Annotated in this window: 20 protein-coding genes; 4 read left to right on the top strand and 16 right to left on the bottom strand. The window is 57.7% G+C overall.

Annotated features, from left to right (window positions below):
• The first annotated feature begins 158 nt into the window (after positions 1-158).
• Entirely contained in the window at positions 159-1,451 is a 1,293-nt protein-coding gene (pncB, locus tag AC2FI9_RS03395; protein ID WP_496765616.1) for a nicotinate phosphoribosyltransferase, read from the top strand.
• A gap of 3 nt (positions 1,452-1,454) precedes the next feature.
• Here the strand turns inward: pncB and AC2FI9_RS03400 are convergent, their stop codons facing one another.
• From AC2FI9_RS03400 to AC2FI9_RS03425, 6 genes are read right to left on the bottom strand one after another with little or no spacing between them, the layout of a single operon-like run.
• The gene (locus tag AC2FI9_RS03400) at positions 1,455-2,906 is read right to left on the bottom strand and encodes an aldehyde dehydrogenase family protein (RefSeq protein ID WP_496765620.1); all 1,452 of its coding nucleotides are present in this window, start codon (positions 2,904-2,906) and stop codon (positions 1,455-1,457) included.
• A 33-nt stretch (positions 2,907-2,939) separates the two neighbouring features.
• Entirely contained in the window at positions 2,940-4,538 is a 1,599-nt protein-coding gene (locus AC2FI9_RS03405) for an ABC transporter ATP-binding protein (protein WP_496765622.1), read from the bottom strand.
• Positions 4,535-5,350 carry an ABC transporter permease gene (locus AC2FI9_RS03410; RefSeq protein WP_496765625.1) on the bottom strand — a complete coding sequence of 272 codons (816 nt, stop codon included), beginning with the start codon at positions 5,348-5,350 and terminating at the stop codon, positions 4,535-4,537. The genes AC2FI9_RS03405 and AC2FI9_RS03410 overlap by 4 nt, the downstream gene beginning before the upstream one ends.
• Positions 5,347-6,294 (bottom strand): ABC transporter permease, encoded by a 948-nt coding sequence (locus AC2FI9_RS03415; RefSeq protein ID WP_496765628.1) that lies wholly within the window; start codon positions 6,292-6,294, stop codon positions 5,347-5,349. Before AC2FI9_RS03415 ends, AC2FI9_RS03410 begins: the two co-directional genes overlap by 4 nt.
• A 40-nt stretch (positions 6,295-6,334) precedes the next feature.
• The gene (locus AC2FI9_RS03420; RefSeq protein WP_496735071.1) at positions 6,335-7,405 is read right to left on the bottom strand and encodes a ligand-gated ion channel; all 1,071 of its coding nucleotides are present in this window, start codon (positions 7,403-7,405) and stop codon (positions 6,335-6,337) included.
• 60 nt (positions 7,406-7,465) lie between these two features.
• Positions 7,466-8,953, bottom strand: coding sequence for an ABC transporter substrate-binding protein (locus tag AC2FI9_RS03425; protein WP_496765631.1), 1,488 nt, complete (start codon positions 8,951-8,953; stop codon positions 7,466-7,468).
• A gap of 169 nt (positions 8,954-9,122) precedes the next feature.
• On the opposite strand from AC2FI9_RS03425, the gene panB reads away from it, so the two are divergent.
• The 3 genes from panB to glpK all read left to right on the top strand — a co-directional run bounded on the left by panB (position 9,123) and on the right by glpK (position 12,346).
• Entirely contained in the window at positions 9,123-9,962 is an 840-nt protein-coding gene (gene panB, locus AC2FI9_RS03430; protein ID WP_496765633.1) for a 3-methyl-2-oxobutanoate hydroxymethyltransferase, read from the top strand.
• Positions 9,959-10,801, top strand: coding sequence for a pantoate--beta-alanine ligase (panC, locus tag AC2FI9_RS03435; RefSeq protein ID WP_496765636.1), 843 nt, complete (start codon positions 9,959-9,961; stop codon positions 10,799-10,801). The genes panB and panC overlap by 4 nt, the downstream gene beginning before the upstream one ends.
• A 66-nt stretch (positions 10,802-10,867) precedes the next feature.
• A complete protein-coding gene (glpK, locus tag AC2FI9_RS03440) occupies positions 10,868-12,346 on the top strand; it encodes a glycerol kinase GlpK (RefSeq protein ID WP_496765638.1) in 1,479 nt (492 codons plus the stop codon).
• Between the two features lie 13 nt (positions 12,347-12,359).
• Here the strand turns inward: glpK and smpB are convergent, their stop codons facing one another.
• From smpB to AC2FI9_RS03490, 10 genes are all read right to left on the bottom strand, one after another.
• Positions 12,360-12,836 carry an SsrA-binding protein SmpB gene (gene smpB, locus AC2FI9_RS03445; protein WP_058272887.1) on the bottom strand — a complete coding sequence of 159 codons (477 nt, stop codon included), beginning with the start codon at positions 12,834-12,836 and terminating at the stop codon, positions 12,360-12,362.
• A 47-nt stretch (positions 12,837-12,883) separates the two neighbouring features.
• A complete protein-coding gene (idi, locus tag AC2FI9_RS03450) occupies positions 12,884-13,426 on the bottom strand; it encodes an isopentenyl-diphosphate delta-isomerase (protein WP_496739495.1) in 543 nt (180 codons plus the stop codon).
• A gap of 208 nt (positions 13,427-13,634) precedes the next feature.
• Entirely contained in the window at positions 13,635-14,048 is a 414-nt protein-coding gene (locus AC2FI9_RS03455; protein WP_058272885.1) for a c-type cytochrome, read from the bottom strand.
• Positions 14,049-14,161: 113 nt separating this feature from the next.
• On the bottom strand, positions 14,162-15,175 hold the full coding sequence (locus AC2FI9_RS03460) for a P1 family peptidase (protein ID WP_058279094.1): 1,014 nt from the start codon (positions 15,173-15,175) through the stop codon (positions 14,162-14,164).
• An 81-nt stretch (positions 15,176-15,256) separates the two neighbouring features.
• Positions 15,257-16,003, bottom strand: coding sequence for an SDR family oxidoreductase (locus AC2FI9_RS03465; protein WP_496726438.1), 747 nt, complete (start codon positions 16,001-16,003; stop codon positions 15,257-15,259).
• Between the two features lie 60 nt (positions 16,004-16,063).
• Positions 16,064-16,483 (bottom strand): alternative ribosome rescue aminoacyl-tRNA hydrolase ArfB, encoded by a 420-nt coding sequence (arfB, locus tag AC2FI9_RS03470; protein WP_496726439.1) that lies wholly within the window; start codon positions 16,481-16,483, stop codon positions 16,064-16,066.
• Positions 16,484-16,746: 263 nt separating this feature from the next.
• Positions 16,747-17,391 carry a queuosine precursor transporter gene (locus AC2FI9_RS03475; protein WP_496765641.1) on the bottom strand — a complete coding sequence of 215 codons (645 nt, stop codon included), beginning with the start codon at positions 17,389-17,391 and terminating at the stop codon, positions 16,747-16,749.
• 91 nt (positions 17,392-17,482) lie between these two features.
• On the bottom strand, positions 17,483-18,367 hold the full coding sequence (locus tag AC2FI9_RS03480; protein ID WP_496765643.1) for an esterase-like activity of phytase family protein: 885 nt from the start codon (positions 18,365-18,367) through the stop codon (positions 17,483-17,485).
• Positions 18,340-19,203, bottom strand: a complete 864-nt coding sequence (mepA, locus tag AC2FI9_RS03485) for a penicillin-insensitive murein endopeptidase (protein WP_496765645.1) — start codon at positions 19,201-19,203, stop codon at positions 18,340-18,342. Before mepA ends, AC2FI9_RS03480 begins: the two co-directional genes overlap by 28 nt.
• Positions 19,200-20,567 carry an MFS transporter gene (locus tag AC2FI9_RS03490; RefSeq protein WP_496765647.1) on the bottom strand — a complete coding sequence of 456 codons (1,368 nt, stop codon included), beginning with the start codon at positions 20,565-20,567 and terminating at the stop codon, positions 19,200-19,202. Before AC2FI9_RS03490 ends, mepA begins: the two co-directional genes overlap by 4 nt.
• Positions 20,568-20,573: the final 6 nt, after the last annotated feature.

Here is a 20,573-nt window from a genome sequence, read left to right on the forward strand (position 1 = left end):
ATTAACCTCGTTCAACCATCCCTTTCTTTTCACTAAACTGTGAAAAGAACACACAATATGCTCGCAATGTGACCTGACCTTGTCATTGTCATCATTCCAGCGACTCTTGCCATTCCACGCACTGATTGATCTAACAACGGAAATCGCAGGAGTTCCCCATGGTCGATATTGCGACACGCGTGTACAATCATAAATGGAAGATTGACCCGATTGTACGGTCTTTGATCGACACGGACTTCTACAAACTGCTGATGTGCCAGTCAGTGTTTCGAAATAAGCCCCAAACAGATGTGGCTTTTTCCCTGATCAACCGGTCGAATCACACCCCATTGGCAAAACTTATCGATGAAGGCGAACTGCGCGAGCAATTGGATCATATCCGGTCGCTTAGCCTCAGCCGGGGCGAAAGCACGTGGCTGCGGGGCAATACATTCTATGGCAAACGCCAGATGTTCCGTTCGGATTTCATGGAATGGTTCGAAAACATGCGCCTGCCGCCCTATCACCTGGAACGGAAGGGCGATCAGTACGAGCTGACCTTTGAGGGCAAATGGCACGAGGTCATGCTGTGGGAAATCCCGGCGCTTGCGGTTCTGATGGAACTGCGCTCGCGCGCGGTGCTGAACAACATGCGGCGGTTTGAGCTGCAAGTGCTATATGCCCAGGCCATGACCCGCGTTTGGAAGAAGATCGAACAACTGCGGGATATTGACGGGCTTGGGATCGCTGACTTCGGAACCCGGCGTCGACACAGCTTTCTTTGGCAGGACTGGTGCGTGCAGGCCATGATCGAGGGTCTGGGACCGTCCTTTACTGGTACATCTAACTGTCTGATCGCGATGCGGCGCGAAGTTGAGGCCATCGGCACCAACGCGCACGAACTGCCGATGGTCTACAGTGCCCTTGCCAAAGACGATGCCGAACTGGCGCAAGCGCCTTATGACGTGCTGAGCGACTGGCACGACGAACATGACGGCAATCTGCGCATCATTCTGCCGGACACCTATGGCACGCAGGGCTTTCTGGATCGCGCGCCCGATTGGCTGGCCGGATGGACCGGCATTCGCATCGACAGCGGTGATCCCGCAACAGGCGCGGAAACCGCTATCAAGTGGTGGCAGTCTCGAGGAGAAGACCCCCTGGAAAAGCGTGTGATTTTCTCGGATGGTCTGGATGTCGACAAAATTCGGGAACTGCACACTCAATTCGCCCACAGAACCAAAGTCTCGTTCGGGTGGGGCACTTTGCTGACCAACGACTTCCGCGGACTCGTGCCAAACGACGCGTTGGCGCCGTTCTCACTGGTCTGCAAGGCTGTGTCCGCCAATAGCCAGCCGACCGTGAAACTGTCGGACAACCCGGAAAAGGCGATGGGACCGAAGGATCAGATCGAACGCTACAAACGAGTGTTCGGCGTAGGCGCGCAAGAGGCAATCGAGGTGATCGTTTAGGCTCTAACCATGGCACGCCGCGACCGTTTTCAACTGTGAAAAGCCATAAAGGGCCTCGAACCCTTTCTCGCGGCCGTGTCCGGATTTTCCGACACCACCAAAGGGCAGCTCTACGCCACCACCCGCACCGTAGTTGTTGATGAACACCTGACCGGAGCGAAGTTGCTTTGCCAGCCGCATCTGTCGTGCCCCGTCGCGGGTCCAGATGCTCGCAACCAACCCGTATTCGGTGCTGTTGGCGATCTTTACCGCGTCTTCCTCAGTGTCGAATGGGATCAGCACCTGAACCGGGCCGAAAATCTCATCCTTGGCCAGACCGTGATCGGGCGGAACGTCCGCAAACAGCGTCGGCACAACATAGGCCCCCTCAGACGGGGCACCGTCTACAATCCGACCTTGCCCTGCGACAGTCAGGTCTGCGCCCCTGGCCAGAAAGCCCGACACGATCTCTTTTTGACGGCCCGATATTAGCGGGCCAACGCGCAGATCATCCTGCGCGGGACCAACGGTCAAATATGCATAAGCCGCTGCCATGCGTTGCTTGACCTGATCATAAACCCCGCGCTGTACCAAAATACGTGACGAGGCAGAGCAGGTTTGTCCGGCATTCTGAACCCCCGCATTGACCAAAAACGGCAGGGCAGCATCCAGGTCAGCATCGTCAAACACCAGTTGAGGTGATTTCCCCCCAAGCTCCAGCGTCACAGGAACCACGTTTTGCCCCGCTGCCTGCTGCACCAGCGCCCCAGTGGCAACTGACCCAGTGAACGAGACATGGTGCACGCCCGGATGGCCCGCCAAACTCGCCCCCGCCTCGGCCCCCAACCCGGGTACGACGTTCAGGGCACCGGCGGGCAAACCGGCCTCTTGCGCCAGATGCGCAAAGGCCAGCGCGGTCAGGCAAGCTTCTTCCGCAGGTTTCAGAACGCAGGCATTGCCCATCGCCAGCGCAGCCCCAACCGACCGCCCGATGATCTGCATCGGATAGTTCCACGGCACGATATGCCCCGTCACGCCGTGCGGTTCCCGTAAAGTATAGACGGTGTAGCCATCCAGATACGGGATGGTCTCGCCCATGACCTTGTCCGCGGCCCCACCATAGAATTCGCAATACCGTGCCAACGCAACCGCATCTGCGCGTGCCTGCGTCAGGGGCTTGCCGACATCCATGGCCTCTAGCGTGGCCAGGTCTTCGACACGCTCCAAAACCATCCTTCCCATACGCGTAAGGATACGGCCCCGCTCCAGCGCAGTCTTTCGTCCCCAATCCCCGTCAATCGCAGTCTGAGCCGCCTTGACCGCAGCATCAACATCATGCGCGCCACCCCTTGCGATCTGGCAGATCTCTGAACCGTCAGAAGGATTGATCAAAGGCAATGTTTGTTCTGAGGCTGGCGGCACCCAATTGCCGCCGATCAGACACAGGCTTGGATCAAACCAAAGGGGGCTGGGCATGAGATACTCCTATATTCGGCTCTAATATGTGGTTCACGCCACATCCCGACCAATGTCTGGCAGCACTGGCGCGGCATTAATCAGGTCTTTTGTGTATTGGTGTTGTGGGTCAGAGAAGACGCTTTCGGTATCGCCTTCTTCGACGATCTTTCCGGCCCGCATCACCATAACGCGGTCAGTGATGGTGCGCACGACGCTCAGATCATGGCTGATGAACAGATAAGTCAGATCATAGGCCTCACATAGTTCGGCCAGCAGGTCGAGGATCTGGGCCCGGACCGACACATCAAGGGCCGAAACAGCCTCGTCAAACAAGATCAGTTCGGGCCGGATGATTAAGGCACGGGCGATGGCGATGCGCTGTCTCTGACCGCCCGAGAATTCATGGATATACTTACCAGCGTCATCCGGGCTAAGACCCACCGCTGTCAACATTTCAGCGATCCGGTCCTGCCCCTCGGACCCCATTACAGGAGCATCGAGCAGATGGAACGGTTCAGTGATCAGCCGGGCCACGCGGTGACGTGGATTGAAGCTACCATAGGGGTCCTGAAAGACCACCTGCATCTTGCGCCGCACGGCGAGGTTGGGTTTGTGACCCGAAAAGACAGGCTGGCCATCCAGACGAATGTCACCACCCTGAACTTCTTCAAGGCCCAGAATCGCCTTTGTTAGGGTCGATTTTCCGCACCCCGACTCGCCGACCAGGCCCAGACGTTCTCCGCTATTGAGCGTAAAGCTGACTTGGTCCACTGCCCTGTGGTGCCCCGGTGTATCAAACAGCCCCTTGCGAGGCAGACGATAGTCGCGAATGACATTTGTCACTTCAAGCAAAGGGCGGGATTGCGCGAGTTCGGGCAGGGATACCTGATACCCCGAAGCCTTGAACAGCATACGGGTATATGGATGTTGCATGTGGTGTAGCAGGTGGTCAGTGGCCCCGGATTCGACGACTTCGCCATGGCGCATAACAACAATTTGGTCGGCCATATCCGCGACCACCGCAAGATCATGGGTGATCATCAACAGCCCCATGTCGTATTCCGACACCAGCCCTTTTAGAAGCTTGAGGATTTGCGCCTGCGTTGTCACATCTAGCGCTGTGGTCGGCTCATCCGCGATCAACAGCTTGGGACGCAACGCGATCGCCATCGCAATCACGACACGCTGACGCTGCCCGCCGGACAGTTCGTGCGGAAAGCGGGACAGCGGGAAACGATCCGGCGGTAGGCCAACACGGGTCAGAACTTCCTCCGCCCGGTCTCGCGCCTGTCTGGGCGGCATGGCCTTGTGTATCAGGATGGTCTCCATCACCTGATCGCCGATGGTTTTAACTGGGTTCAGTGCGGTCATAGGTTCTTGGAACACCATACCGATCGCGGCACCGCGCAGAGTACACATATCGTTTTCGTCGCGGTCCAGCAGATCTAAGCCGTTCAGCCGGATGACCCCGGTCGTCTTGGCCCCGTCCGGCAAAAGCTGCATCACCGCGAGCGCGGTCATCGATTTGCCCGATCCGCTTTCCCCGGTCACGGCCACGATCTGACCGGGCGCAATGGACAGATTGACCTGTTTCAGGATGTTCGTGCCGTGAATGGACAGCGACAGGTTTTCGATCTCAAGTAAACTCATGTGCGCGCCACCCTGATCCGGGGGTCCAGCCAATCGCGCAACCCATCTCCCAGCAGGTTCAACCCAAGCACCGTGACAATGATCGCCAGACCCGGAATCAGAGCCAAATGTGGGGAAAAACTGACCATTGTCTGCGCATCTGCCAGCATCCGGCCCCAACTTGGCGTGGGCGGTTGCGCGCCCAGACCGACATAGGACAGGCCAGCCTCAGCCAGAATGCCCAGAGAGAACTGGATGGTGCCCTGAACGATCAGGAGGTTGGCGACGTTAGGCAGGATATGCTCAGCCGATATCCGTGCCGCACCTTTGCCCGAAACGCGCGCGGCTAGGATGAACTCCCGTTCCCATAGAGATAGCGCTGCGCCGCGAGTGATGCGTGCAAAAACCGGGATATTGAAAATGCCAATGGCGATGATCGCATTTATCGCACCAGCACCGAACACAGCAGTGATCAGGATGGCGATGACCAGAGACGGGAAAGCAAAGACCAGATCGTTGCCGCGCATGATCAGCTCGTCCAGCCACGACCCTTTGCGCGCAGCCGCTGTCAGGCCCAAAGGCACGCCCAGCGCCATGCCAATCCCCACCGCCACCAAAGCCACGGCAATCGAGGTACGGGCACCGACCATGATCATCGAGAACATGTCGCGTCCGAAATGATCCGTACCAAACCAATGCAGCACGTTGGGGGGCTGCAGTTTGTCTGGGATGTTCAGTGCGGCGTAGTCATAGGGCGTCCAGACAAATGAAACCGCCGCCGCCAGCAGCACCAGCGAGGACAGACAAGCCCCAAGGATCAGGCTCCGGCTCATGTCCGGCTCCTTAACCTTGGATCAACGGCTGCATAGGCCAGATCGACCAGAAAGTTCACGGTAATGACCGCAAAGACCAGCAGCATTACCACGGATTCCACTACAATCAGATCGCGGGCCGAGATTGCCTGAAACACCAATCGCCCAAGACCGGGCAGATAAAAGACCTGTTCGATAATAATAGATCCCGCCAGCAGGAAGGAAAACTGCAACCCGATGATGGTCAGAACCGGGATCAGCGCGTTGCGCACCCCGTGCCGCCACAGGGCCTGACGACGCGAAAGCCCTTTGGCGCGCGCGGTACGCATGAAGTCTTCACCCAATATATCCAACAAAGACGACCGCATGACTCGCGCCAGAATGGCCGCCTGCGGCAGGGCCAGCGCGATTGCGGGCAGTGTCAGGGAATGCATTCCGGTCCAGAACCCCATAGCCCAGCCTGCGAACCCTCCGGCATTGAACCAGCGCAGGTTGATGGCAAAGATTAGGACCAGCATCATCGCGAACCAGAAATTCGGCACTGCAATGCCCAGCTGTGTTGCCCCCATTACCGTCAGATCGCCCGGTCTTCCCCGGCGCGCGGCAGCATAGATGCCTACCGGAAACGCAATCGCGGTGGACAGAGTTAGCGCATACAGCGCCAAGGGCAGCGAGACCCACAGCCGATCCGCGATCATCTGCGACACGGGCGTGCGATAGGTGTAAGAGGTTCCGAAATCCCCCACCATCATCCCGCCAACCCAATTGAAATACCGCTGCACCTTGGATACATCCAAACCCAACTCGGCCCGCAGAGCGGCAAGCGTATCCTCTTGCGCATTGACGCCCAACATGAATGACGCCGGATCACCGGGCGCTACCTCAATCACGGCAAATATAACGACCGAGGCGACGGCGAGGCTGATCACCAGCGATATCAGTCGTTTGAGGGCATAGCGAAGCATCGAGGCCACGTTAGGGGTGCGCGCCCTCCCGGTCCAGCACCTATGGAACCAGAAGATAGGCAAAAACTGCATAGCCAACGATTGCAGCGTAACCCAGCGGGTAAATCCACTTGATGGCGTAGTTATCCAACTTGCGCGCCCCGGATTCGCGACCCGAGACTTTGAGCCTGCGCAAGGCGACATTGAACACAATCAAAGCCCCGGTCATCAGGAACATGCATTGCAGAACGAAATCCAGAAATGTCAGGTATCCAAGCTTTGGCAGATCAGCAGAAATCGCCCAGTTGAAAGCTACGAATACCAGCAAGTTTCCTCCGGCAATTTCGATCCTTTTGCGGTATTCATCAAGAAAGAACAGTGCCCAGCCAACCGAGATCAGCACCAGCATCGGCAGAAACACCCGAATGACATAGTAGGTCAGATGCCGGTGGCCTTCGAAGATCAGCGCAACCTGATCGCTGTCCTGACCGGAAAGGCCCGTGACCTGAGAGGTTTCAAGCCGCGCATTGTCCAGAATCCACTCTTCTTCGCCCAGCAGGTCACCAAGGCCCGAGAACTCGTTCATCGGATGATAGGACACATATTGGGATGGAAAGATCGAAACGACCTCGAAATGAAACTCCTGTGTGTCGAAAGGGTATTTCCGAAAATCGAAATGTGGGGCCTGTAATGTCAGCGAGGATTTCTCGACATACAACACCCGCCCGTCATATCGCAGAGAGGCGGCGGCTTCGTGAATCCACTTGTTGGATTGTTGGTTGTGAATGACGAATGCTGGTACCACCGTCCCGATCTCAGCGGCATGATCGGCCAGCGCCGGGGGGTTGAAAACCCGGAAATCGCGCCCCAGCTCTTGCCGGTCAAAAGCCAACGCAGGGTCGGTCCACTCAACTCGCAGCACAACCACGGCACCGTAGTTTTCGGCCTTCTGGTCAACGCTGGTGATCTGATCGATTCGAATACCGATGCCAACATCCAGCGGGTTCTCTGGCGTCCCGATAGGTGTATCCAACCGACTGTCCAGAATGTTCTGCGCCACAACCGGTTCCACAGTCGTTGCCGCCAGGGCAACGGTCACAAAAACCAGAAACAGGACACGAAACAAAATCATCCTTGGCTCACTCGACAACATTAAATGCAAGGGCCGTGAACCAGCGGCCCCTGCCTTGAGTCACTCGGACCAGCTGATCTGCGTCAGATCGATTGCGGCCGTGGGCGCGTTTTCCCACAGGCCCTGAACTCCAGCCTTGGCCACGCCCAGCTTGGCCAGTTGAAACAGGTACCCGTTGACGTAGTCGTCTGCGATCAGGCGCTGTGCCTCACCCAGCAGACGGGTGCGTTCTTCGGGGTCTGTCGTCGAATTCAGCGTGTCCATCAGTGCCTGGAAATCGGTACTGTCATATTGGAAGTAATAGTCAGGACGCGCATAGATCCCGATATCCATAGGCTCGGTATGACTGACGATAGTCAGGCCAAAGTCCTTGCCTTTGAACACCGATTCCAGCCACTGAGCCCATTCAACGTTGATGATATTGGCCGTGATCCCGACCTCGGCCAGTTGGGCGGCCACAATCTCACCCCCGCGGCGGGCATAGGATGGGGGCGGCAAATGCAGCGTCGTTTCAAACCCTTCTGCATATCCAGCATCGGCCAACATCTTGGCGGCCTTTTTGGGGTCGTAGGCCGAGTTCCCGGTCAGATCGACATAAGCCGGATTGTGTGGCGCGAAATGCGTGCCAATGGGCGTGCCGTAGCCAAACATCGCTCCATCGATGATCGCCTGACGGTCAATCGCGTGGGCCAATGCCTGACGCACTTGGATATCATCGAAAGGTGGCATCTTGTTATTGGTGGACAGAATGGTTTCCCCTTCGGTCGAACCGACAAGCACCTGAAAGCGCGGATCAGCTTCAAATTGCGGCAGGTTTTCTGGCGCAGGGAAGTTGTCGAACACGTCGATATCTTCGGCCATCATGGCCGCAAAAGCCGCCGTCGGGTCCGAGATGAACTTGAACGTAGCAGTCTCTAACGCAGGCTGATCGCCCCAATAGTCCGGGTTGCGATTCAGAGTGATACTGTCGCCCTGCACCCATTCACCAAAGGTAAAAGCGCCGGTTCCGACGGGGTTGGTCTTGATGCCCTCGATGCTTTCGGGCGCGACAATAACCGCATCACCCCAAGCCAGGTTGAACAGGAAGTTCCCGTTTGGCTCAGACAGGGTCACCTTGACGGTCAACGGGTCGACCACCTCGATGTTTTCAATCCCGGCAAACAGGGCTTTTTGCGCATTTGCGCTATCCTCGGATCGGGCGCGGTCTAGGCTGAACTTGACGTCCTCGGCATCCATCGTGGTGCCGTCGTGGAAGGTAACCCCATCGTGCAGCTTGAAGGTATAGACCTTGCCATCTTCCGAGATTTCCCAACTTTCAGCCAGACCAGGAACCACCGATCCGTCACCCATAAACCGGGTAAGGCCTTCGAAGATATTGGTGTAAACCACCGAATCGATGGCCTGCGCTGCGGCACTGGTCGGGTCCAGATGCGGCGGCTCTAGTTGCAACGCTATGGTAACGTCGGATTTAGCGAAAACCTGTGTACCAAACAGGCTGGCGCTAACCGCCAGCACCGAAGCAAAGGACCGAAATGTCTGCTTTGTCATGTAAATTACTCCCCACTGAAAATGGAAACCTGCGATTTTTTGGGCCGTACTGCACCCAACTTCCCTTTAAACCTTAGGTCATTCAAGGAAATGTTCGCGCAACCGGGGTTTCTATAGCCCGCTCCCATCTGTTATGCCGCGCTGCAACATGACAACCGGAGGAGCGACAATGAGCGCCACCGCCCGTAAAAAAGCCCCGAATGCGCAGGATATTCGCGCCCGCAAAGGCGGCGAGCCGCTGGTCAGTCTGACAGCCTACACCACGCCGATGGCGCGGTTGATGGATGATCATTGTGATTTCGTTTTGGTGGGCGACAGCGTCGGCATGGTGTTGCACGGGCTGGAATCGACGCTGGGCGTGACGATGGAGATGATGGTGATGCATGGTCAGGCCGTGTCGCGCGGTCTGGAAAGTGCGATGATGGTCATCGACATGCCCTTCGCCAGTTACGAGCATTCGCCTTCCGAGGCATTCCGGAACGCCGCCCGGCTGATGTCCGAAACCAGCGCAGGCGCGGTTAAGCTGGAAGGCGGCGTCGAAATGGCCGAGACCATCCGCTTTCTGGTCAAGCGCGGGATTCCGGTGATGGCGCATATTGGCCTGACCCCGCAGTCGATCAACACACTTGGCGGATACAAGGTTCAAGGTCGCGACGAACAGGCCGAGGCGGTTCTTGCCGACGCCCGTGCTGTGGCCGAGGCGGGCGCATTCTCGGTCGTTCTTGAAAAAGTACCGCAGAAGCTGGCCGATCAGATTACAGCGGAAATCGCGATCCCGACCATTGGCATCGGGGCCTCTGCCGGGTGCGACGGCCAGATTCTGGTTGTCGACGACATGGTTGGCTTTTTCACCGCCTTCAAACCGAAATTCGTCAAACGCTATGCTGAGCTTGGCCCATTGGCCGAAGCCGCCATCGCCGAATACGCAGCCGAGGTGCGCGCCCGAACATTCCCGGCGGACGAACACGTTTTTTCCGATCAGGCCCCGACCAAAGGACCCAAGACATGACCGCCCCAATCTTTCGCCGTCTGGCCGACCTGCGTGCCTTGACCTCGGAATGGACGCGGAAGGGTGAAGAGATCGGCGTGGTTCCGACTATGGGCGCGCTGCATCAGGGGCATCTGTCGCTGGTTGAGGCCGCCAAGGCAGGTTGCGACCGCGTGATCGTCACGATCTTTGTGAATCCCAAACAGTTCAACAACCCCGAGGATCTGGCAAAATACCCGCGCACCGAGAACGAGGATGCGCAGAAATTGGCCCCATACGGCGTTGATGCGATCTATGTCCCGGAACCCGAAGAGATTTACCCGCAGGGCTTTGCCACCACCGTTTCCGTCGCGGGCCTGACCGATGTGATGGAGGGCGAGTTCCGCCCCGGCCATTTCGACGGCGTTGCCACAGTTGTGGCCAAACTGTTCCTGCAAACGCAGGCAGATCGAGCCTATTTCGGAGAAAAAGACTATCAACAGCTGATGATTGTGACCCGAATGGCGCGCGATCTGAACATTCCGACCGAAGTTGTCGGATGCCCCACAGTGCGCGAGCCCTCGGGTCTGGCCATGTCATCGCGCAATCTGCGACTGACGCCCGAGGGGCTGGATATTGCCGCCCACAAAAACCGGATCATGCGGGAATTGGCAGCCGCCCTGAAAGACGGGGCGCCGTTTGATCCTTTGGCTGCTCAGGCCGAGATCGACCTACTGGCCGCGGGCTTCAAGCAGGTAGAATATATTCAACTGCGATGTGCCGAAACGCTGGAACCTCTCACCCACGCAAACCGCCCTGCACGCCTGTTTGCTGCGGCCTGGGCAGATGGCGTGAGACTGATCGACAACATTCCTGTCTGAACGTACTGGCACGTTCGTCATTGTTTGCGCTAAAGTCCCGCAAAACCAAAAGAGGGGGCATGAGGCGTGACCTACATTCTTGCCATTGATCAGGGCACCACATCATCGCGGGCAATTCTGTTCGACGCAGAAATGCAGCGCGCAGGCACCGCGCAGCACGAATTCACCCAGCACTTCCCGCAGGAAGGCTGGGTCGAACACGACGCAGAGGAAATCTGGGACAGCGTCCTGCGGGTTTGCCGCGAAGTTATGGACAGTGTCGGGGTAACCTCTGATCAGATCGCGGGCATCGGCATCACCAACCAGCGCGAAACAACAGTAGTTTGGGACCGCGCTACTGGCGCACCAATCCACAACGCCATCGTCTGGCAGGACCGCCGTACCGCCGAGATCTGCGCGCGCTACAAGCAGGCCGGGTGCGAGGATGACGTGACCGCCCAGACCGGGCTGCTGCTGGACCCCTATTTCTCGGGTACCAAGGTCAAATGGTTGCTGGACACCGTGCCCGGCGCGCGGGAAAGGGCCGAGGCCGGAGAGCTGATGTTCGGCACCATCGACAGCTTTCTGATCTGGCGCCTGACAGAAAGGCGCAGCCACGCCACCGATGCCACGAACGCCGCGCGCACGCTTCTGTTCGACATCCACAAGGGCGAATGGAGCGCCGAAATCTGTGATCTGCTGGACGTGCCGATGAACATGCTGCCCGAGGTGCATGATTGCGCGTCGGATTTTGGAAATACGACCCTGTTTGGGGGAAATATCCCGATTCTTGGTGTTGCCGGTGATCAACAGGCCGCCACCATCGGTCAGGCCTGCTTCCAACCCGGCATGATGAAATCCACCTATGGCACCGGTTGTTTTGCTCTTCTGAACACAGGGGATAAGCCGGTCGAGTCGAAGAACCGCCTGTTGACCACCATCGCCTATCAATTGGACGGTAAAAGAACCTATGCGCTGGAAGGGTCGATCTTTGTGGCCGGGGCTGCCGTGCAATGGCTGCGCGATGCATTGCAGATCATCGAATCCGCGCCAGAAAGCGGCGAGCTGGCACAAAAGGCAGACCCGAACCAGCATGTCGTGCTGGTGCCTGCCTTTACCGGCCTCGGCGCGCCTTACTGGAAGCCGAATTGCCGTGGCGCGGTGTTCGGTCTGACCCGGAATTCAGGCCGTGCCGAGTTTGCCAAGGCCACGCTGGAAAGTATCGCATATCAGACACGCGATCTGTGGCACGCCATGCAGGGCGACTGGGGTGCAGATACCGACGTCATCCTGCGTGTAGACGGTGGGGCCAGTGCATCGAACTGGGCGATGCAGGGATTGTCGGACTACCTTGGCGCCGAGGTCGACAGACCGGTTATGCAGGAAACCACCGCATTGGGCGCGGCCTGGCTGGCCGGTATGCGCGCAGGCGTTTATCCGGATCAACAGGGATTTGCGGAAACCTGGGCGCTGGATCGCCGGTTCGAACCGGAACTCTCCGCCAAAGAGCGTGATGCCGCCTATGACCGATGGAAGCGTGCGGTATCAGCTGCGATGGCGTTCTGAGAGGTATGAAGGATCAGCTATGATCCTTCATCAACCGCTGCTTTTGACGTGACCAGTCACGCTTGGCCTGGGTTTCGCGCTTGTCATGGTTCTTCTTACCCTTGGCGATACCGATTTTGATCTTGGCCTTGCCCTTGTGGTTGAAATACAGAACCAGCGGCACCAGTGTCATGCCTTTGCGCTGGGTCGCGTTCCACAGGTTCGACAATTCCTTACGTGACACCAGCAGTTTGCGCCGACGGCGTTCCTCGTGTTTGAACGATTTCGCTTGCTCATAGGGGGCGATATAGCTGTTGACCAGCCACAGCTCGCCATCATCGACCGAGGCATAGCTTTCGGCGATGTTCGTCCCACCTACACGCAGGGATTTGACCTCGGACCCTTCCAGCATAATGCCACACTCAAGATCGTCCTCGATTGCGTAATCGAAGCGTGCGCGCCGGTTTTCGGCGATGACTTTGTAATTCGGGTCTGTCTTTTGCTTAGCCATGACGCGTTGATCTATGCGGCTTGGGCGGCCCTTGCAAGGCGTAGCCGTCAGGAGGTGGCCGAGATAATCAGATCAGGTCCGAATATCGTGTCGGCGTGATTGTGCAAATAGATCTTGAGCCACGGTGTAAATCGCTCGGGATAGCGCTGCACTTCGGCCAGAAGATCGTGGTAATCGATCCAGCGAATTTCCATGACCTCTTCCGGGTTGGGCTCAATCTTCAGCGGGCCGCGCACATGGGCCAGAAAGATGTCGACCACTTCATGCTCGATCATGTTGTTGCCAACATCAGCGTGATATTCCAACCGGTGACGGTATTCCGGGTAAAGCCCGGTAATTCCCAATTCCTCGCGCAGTCGGCGCACGGCGCAGACAGACGGCGTCTCACCCCAATCGGGGTGGGTGCAGCAGGTATTCGCCCAAAGGCCAGGGGTATGATATTTGCCCAAAGCCCGACGCTGCATCAAAATTTCGGTCCCACGCACGACAAAGACAGACACCGCCTTGTGCCGCAGGCCTTTTTCATGCGCCTCAAGCTTGTCCACTGGGGTCAACTCGCCATCAACCCAGGCCGGGATCATGATTCCCATCTGTCGTCTCCTGCTGCCGATCCACCCGAAGGGCCGGAAATTCGAAATTGGCTGCCACCGGGTCGGCTTGGCTCTGCGAATTTATGCGTGCAATGCATGAAATACCGCGCGCTTTCAAATTGGCGCTGTTCAACGCGGTTATCAAGCGCACGAAAGGCCGCAGGGGCTGCGGCCTTTTGTAACCTCAAACGGTGTTTGGTCTACGGTTTTATTCGCCAGAAACACTTACGATATAGGCGTAAACATCCTCGGCACCCTTCTTCAGCTTGAAGGTCATCTTGGATTTGGCCGAAGTTTCACCCAGATAGTCTTTCAGAAACGCCTTAGGGTCCTTTGCGTATTCAACGAATGTCGTTTCGTCCCAGACCAAACCGTTTTCACCAGCGGCAACGATGCTGTCACCATATTTGAACTCTTCAACGGTGCCTGCGGTCCGGCCTGCAATCCCATACAGGTTTGGACCGGTTTTACCTCCCTTTACGATGACTTCACCCTCAGGATCGGCAATCTGGTGACAGGATTTGCACTTGTTAAAAGTCTTCTTTCCGGCTTCGGCGTCACCTTCGGCATATGCGGGAAGGGCCAGAAGGCCGACGATTGCGGTCGCGAGAATGCGATTCATAGCTTTTGCTCCGATACGAATTGGCTGCACCGAATGGACCGTCGGCGCAAAAAAGAGTCAACGCGCAGATTGCCGCGCGAGGGCACTGTGCCACTGCGGCATATAGGCCGTCCTTAACTTAAGTCATGTAAGCCAGACCAACAGGGTAAAAGATCCCCCGCCGCTGGCGAGGCAAGAAATACGGCCCGCGCGATGGCCCGCGACAGACAGATCGAAGCCACATGGCCAAGAAGCCCCAGTTCAGCCTCTGGAAGGTCGTGATTGCCTGTGCTGACGCCAAACACCAGATCGCCATCGCCTGGTGTGTGCGCGGGAACAATCGCCCGCGCGATCCCGTCATGGGCAGCCACCGCCAACCTATGGCATTGCGGCTTGGACAGCGCCGCGTCAGTGGCAACAATTGCGATGGTGGTGTTGGCCTTGTCCGGCTGGGCGGGTCGCATTGCTTTGGCCTTGCGACTGGTCAAGACACGACCAAGACCCGTGTTGGAATCAGGTCCTAATCCTCCGAATTCGTCGCCGATTTCAAACGGAGCGGCCCAGAAATGGCGGTCACCCGGCGTGGTGACACTGCCGAGCGGATTGGCAGCAACCAATGCGCCAACCGTGACCCCGTTTTCCATCACAAACGAGGCGGATCCAAGCCCACCCTTTTGCATGGCAGCCAAGGCACCAGTCCCTGCGCCAGCAGTACCCAGATCGAACTGATCGGACGCGCCCTCGAATGCGTGACGCCCAAGCGCACGATAGGGGTTCTCGGCCCAGGCTTTGTCGCCACCATTAAGCAGGTCAAACAGGATTGCACCCGGAACGATGGGGACGACGACATTGCCAACCTCAAACCCGCGGTGTTGCGCCCTAAGCGCGTCAGCTACCCCGGAACAGGCGTCCAGGCCAAAGGCCGAGCCACCGGACAGAGCGATGGCATCCACGCGCGACACAGATTTGTCAGGTGCCAGCAAGTCGGTTTCCCGCGTGCCCGGTGCACCGCCCATCACGTGAACGGAGGCCGTAAAGGGGTTGGGTGCCGTCAGAACGGTTGCGCCGGATTTGAGCGCGTCATCCTGAGCGTTTCCAACCAAAAGACCGGGAACATCGGTGATCAGGTTTCGGGGTCCGGAGGTCATTGCGTCTTCAGATGCTGGAGCAGAAGAGCGCGTAGGCGCGCTGCCTCCGGCGGGGATATTTCTTGCCAGATGAAGAGCGGATCAGATGCAACGGCCACCGTCGACCTCCAATGCAGTGCCGGTGATCATGCTGGCCTCGTCGGAACACAGAAAACAGGCCGCGTTGGCCATGTCCTCAGGCGTTGAGAATCGGCCCAGCGGTATGGTCGACAGGAACTTGGCCCGCATCTCGGGCGTGTCCTCGCCCATAAAGGATTTGAGCAGAGGTGTCTCGCCCGCCACCGGGCAGATGGCATTCACCCGGACGCCTGATGGTGCCAGTTCGACTGCCATCGTCTTGGTCGCGGTGATCATCCAGCCCTTCGAGGCGTTGTACCAGTTGAGGTTCGGTCGTGGCGACAGCCCCGCTGTCGAGGCCACGTTCAGGATCGCGCCAGTACCACGCGATTTCATATGCGGAACAAGGGCGCGCGCCGTCAGATAAACGGACTTCATATTTATGTTGAAAACGCGGTCGAAATCTTCTTCGCTGACTTCCTCTAACGGGGTAGGCATATGAGTGACCCCCGCGTTGTTGACCAGAATATCGAGATGACCCAGACGATCAAAAGCCACGTCTGCCATCGACTGAACCGATGCGCCGTTGGCCAGATCGACTTGATGGGCAAAAGCGTTCGGGCCCAGTTGATTGGCTTGAACCTCTGCCGCATCGCCGTTGATATCGGCAATCATGACCCGCGCACCTTCGGACAGGAATTTCCGCGCGATACCGGCACCAAAGCCTGATGCGCTGCCGGTTACAATGGCGGTTTTTCCCTCTAACCTCATGATCTTGTCCTCTTGCAACTGCGCCGGGTCAGAGTAGCGATGCGCCGCAAAGATACCAGATCAATCTTCGGAAACTTTACCGCGCAGGGATTTGACGCCCGACCGTGCTTTCTTGGCCGCCAGACGTCGTTTGACCGAGCCATAGGTGGGTTTGGTGGCGATACGGCGCTTGGGTTTAATCATAGCGCGGGTGATCAGCTCGGCCAGCCGGTTGCGCGCGATTTCGCGGTTGCGCGCCTGGCTGCGGGTTTCGTCGCATTGAATGATGATCGCGCCCTCTTTGGTCCAGCGTCGCCCCGCCAGCCGCTTGAGCCGCGATTTGACCGGATCAGGCAAAGAGGGTGAGCGCGCCGCCTCGAACCGCAATTCGACGGCAGTGGACACCTTGTTCACGTTCTGCCCGCCGGGACCGGATGAGCGAACAAAGCTCTCGGTCATTTCCCAGTCTTGCAGGGTGATATCGTCGGTGATGCGCAACATGAGGCTGACCTTACAAGCCTGATCCAAAAACAAAAAGGGCCGCCCCGCATGGGACGGCCCTTCGAAAGCTCAGGAGGTTGGGTCGGTTAGATCAATCGACCAGCCGAAGCGAGCGCTCCGCCAAGGGCTGCCTTAACAGGCGATCCCCCCGGTTGTTCCAACACCTCTCTCCAATCCCTTTCTCGACATTGGATCACCTCCTTTCAATCTGTTTCCGTTACCCGGAATCGTGCCACGAGTTGCGCGAAACGCAAAGCACTTTTTTACGCGGGCTGGGCCGTCAGTCGCGCCACAATCACTTTGAACGGGATCAGCGCGATCAGGGCCAGCGACAGTTTTACCAGCCAATCCGCAAAGGCCAGCGATACCCATAGGGGTGCCATCGGGCCGGTCAGCATGAAGGGAACGGGTTCCCATGCCCAGCTGATTGCCGCGTCGGCGTCGGCACCAAAGATTGTGACAGAGGCCGAGAAGGCGATGGTGAAGAACAGCGCCGTATCCAGCGCTGACCCAACCAGCGTCGAGGCCAGCGGCGCACGCCACCAGCGACCGCCGCGCAGTCTGTTGAACACCGCAACATCGGTCAGCTGAGCGATCAGGAAACCGGTGCCCGACGCAACCGCGACCCGCAACGGTACGGCGGCATAGGTGAACCCGTCACCCTGCAAAATGATCTGGGTGCCGATCAGCGAGCAGATGATACCGGTGACGAAACCGGCGAATACCACCTTGCGGGCAGCCTGCACGCCGTAGACACGGTTCATGATGTCCGTGACCAGAAAGGCCACGGGGAAGGTAAAGGCACCCCAGGTCAGGAGGCCGTCCAGCAGAAGAAACTGGACCAGAATGTTCGAGGCCACAACAATGGTAGCCATGGCAATGATGCCGGGAATATAAGCGCGTTGCATTTTCAGATGCCCGTTTTGACAAGGTAGCGGCGACTTGGCCAAGGGACCGTCCCAAGGCAAGCCGCGCTTCTAGACCTTTGCTTTGGGCGAGTCAATCAGGCAGAGCATACTCGACCAGTTCAGTACGCTGCAGCGCCAGAAAATTGTCATCCGACACCATAGTGGCCCGCAAGCGGCCCTCGTCGTCGCGCCAGACAGACAAACCCTCGAGGTTGTCATGCGCACCGGTCCCAGTTTGGAACAGAACCTCTTCGGCGCTTGGGGTGTCACCGTCCAACTCCCATCGCCGCAGGCGCGAACGGAACCCGATCCAACCGACATCCCGTTCCAAAACGTAAAGCCTGCCATCCGGTCCGAAATCTGCTGCAACTGGCAGAAAGTCCCCCCGTTGCGGCAGAACGAAAGGCGTCGACCACGCCTGACCGTCCCACCGATAGACAGGGATATCACCCGTCGCTGTTCGATTTTCCTCGGGCATTGTGAAAAGGTGACCGCGTTGATCAATGGCCAACGCCTCAAGCGAGCCGTTGACCTCAAAGCCGTCAAACGCCTTGGGTCGCGGCAGAACCTGCGCTTTGGTCCCTGGCGCGGGGTAATATACCACGCGGTGGATGCCTTCGAACGAGACGAACAGAGCGCCATCGGGGGCAATGGCTATGCCTTCGGAATCCCCGGCCCGACCTGTCAGATGGCGCCCTCTGCTGGAAATAAGAGGCCAATTTTCAGTGATCTGAATGTCGGAAATTTCGTCATCGTTACGCTCGACCCGTGCGGTAATCAGTGTCGAACGATCGGTCATTCCAATCAAATGGCGGCCATCATCAGAGAGGTGGACGGCAGAAAACCCACCAAACCACTCGGCCGTGTGACGCCAAGTGAAACTGCCAAGGTGGTTGGGTGTCTTGAGATCAACTGCCCAAGCCGCCCCGGCCAGCAATACCGCGGCGATCAGTTGGATTGCAGAACTTGTGTGCATTGCTGAGGAAGATCGGCCAATCGATATTCACGCCGTTTCTTGGGCGCTGGGGCATTTGGGTCGGGTGGGGGTGGATTAAGAATGTTTTTCACCCATTGCTGCGCCTCGGCACAGCCATCCCCTTTTGGCGGAGGATCCTGATTAACGCAACCTTTAGAGCCGCGCGGGCATTTCAGACGGACATGGAAATGATAATGATGTCCCCACCAGGGCCTGATCTTGCGCAAATAGGCACGATTGCCCTTCTCGTTTTTACACATCTCAACCTTGGCGCCGGGAAAGACGAAAATTCGCGCAACACGTTTGTCCTTGGCCGCCGCACGCAGCACAGCATGGTGTTGTTTTGTCCAGTTACCGTTGACGAACGCGCCATTCGATCGGCGCAATGAAATCGACGAGATATTCTCACGCGCCTTGCGGCTTAAGCGCATGTTGTCGCCGGGCAGCATCCAGATATCGATGTCCAGACCCAGTTGATGGCTGCGGTGCCCGGATGTCATCGGCCCACCGCGCGGCTGGCTGATATCGCCGACATATAGCCCGTTCCACCCGGGCTGCTTTGCCGCGAACTTGCTGAGGTCCTGCACATAATCAATCGCCTCAGGATGTCCCCAATTGCGATTGCGTGACAGCCGCATCGCCTGCCATGTCGGTCCCGTTTCGGGCAATTGCACCGACCCTGCAGCGCATCCACGCGAATAACTGCCGAAGGCTGCCGATTTTTGCTGCGAACTTGCTTTCTGCGCCCCGAACAACTGCTTTGCCAGAGGCTGCGCCGTAGCAGTGTTCGTCAGAACAATCGCGGCCAGTATTGTCAAAAAACGTAATAAAATCATCTGCTCTGATCCCCTTCCGGTTTCACCCAGCGCATCAGTATTAGCCCCAGAATAAACAACAGAACGATGGGTGACACCCCCAGTCTTGCACTGCCGGTTACAGTTGTGGCTATTCCGATCAGCAGGGGGGCGGCAAAGGCTGTGGCACGCCCCGACAATCCATAAAGCCCAAAGCTTTCGACCGGGGCTTTGGGGTCGGTGTGACGCACCATCATCGAACGGCTGGCGGATTGAAGAATACCGCCCATACCGCCGATCAGAACCCCGCAGCCAAAGAACACCAGATCAGGCAGGCCGGACCCTTCGGGTAAAGACATGCCAAAGATCTGTGTGCGGTCCATCGACACGATGGTGATGCAAACAAAGATCAGCACCCAGATAGCCACCAAAATCACTGGCTTAGGGCCGTATTTCTTGTCCAGTTTACCGCCGACCCACGAAAACGCAGCCGCAGCCAGAACGCTGACGATACCAAAGACTCCGATCTTGATCAGGTCCCATTCCAGCACCAGTCGCGCATAAACACCGCCAAAGGTGTAAAGCCCGTTCAACGCGTCACGATAGAACATAGATGATCCAAGGTAGGTGGCCAGGCTGACCCGGTGGCGCAGATTGGAAATCGACTTGACCAACAGGCGCAGGGCGTCGCCCACATTGCCTTTTTTGTCGGTCGGCGCATCATCCCGGACCCAAAAGAAGTAGGGGATCATGAACAGAACGAACCAAACCGCCGTGAATGGCCCCACGAAACGTGTGCCCTGCTGCATTGAGGCATCCAGCCCAAACAGCGGATCCATCCCGATCAGGGTCTTGCCGTTGGCCTGCTCGACGAACAGCGCCAGCATGATCGCAAGTGAGATCAGCCCACCAAAATAGCCAAAGGCAAATCCTGACCCCGAAATCTCACCAACCTCATTTTCGTCCCCCAAATCGGGCAGCTGCGAATTGATGAAGATCAGAGCGTATTCCGCGCCAACAAAGCCCAGACCAAAGGCCGACAACATCAGCCACATATTCGACCCGTCGGGCATCGTGTACCAAAGCGCGGCGGACCCCACCGCATACATCACCGAAAACGCGAAAATCCATGGCATTCGGCGACCCGAAACATCCGCCATGGCCCCCATCAACGGTGCGCCAAAGGCGATGATCAACCCAATGATGGTCATGCAATTCGCCCACACCGTCTGCGCCCGCGCATCGGCCGCATCAGCATCCAGACCTGACGTCAGATAATACTCTGCCGCAACTCCGGCGAAGTAGGGACCAAAGACAAAGGTAACCAGCAATGTATGATACGGTTGACTGGCCCAGTCGAAAAACCACCAACCCCAAATGCGCTTGCGCTTGGAAATTTCTGCCATGACTGC

It is taken from the genome of Ruegeria sp. CDSA246 (assembly GCF_059611225.1).